We start from the raw sequence: 274 nt of genomic DNA on the forward strand, positions 1-274 counted from the left end.
AAATACAATCCAACCTGCTAGGACATTTAGCGGTAATTTTGCGTGGTCAAAAGGTTGTACGAATGAAGCATCAGCGACTGAGTAGGCTTTTACAATTGCCCATTGAGCAAGTGCCGTCATAACACCGATGACAATTAAGATAGCCCAAATCGTACCGCCGCTTGGAGTCTGCCAATCTGGCGCAGCAAGTAGGATGTTAAATGGCGTAATCAATAGTAAAAGGTAGACCACCATGGTAGAAGGACTGTCTTGTGAAGAGAGCTTTTTCACCATT

1 pseudogene is annotated in these 274 nt (G+C 44.2%); it reads right to left on the reverse strand.

The window, feature by feature from the left end:
• Nucleotides 1-274, reverse strand: a pseudogene (locus AB4486_RS27330) (EamA family transporter); the annotation flags it as partial.

The organism is Vibrio sp. 10N.222.55.C6 (assembly GCF_041473395.1).
Classification (GTDB): domain Bacteria; phylum Pseudomonadota; class Gammaproteobacteria; order Enterobacterales; family Vibrionaceae; genus Vibrio; species Vibrio crassostreae_C.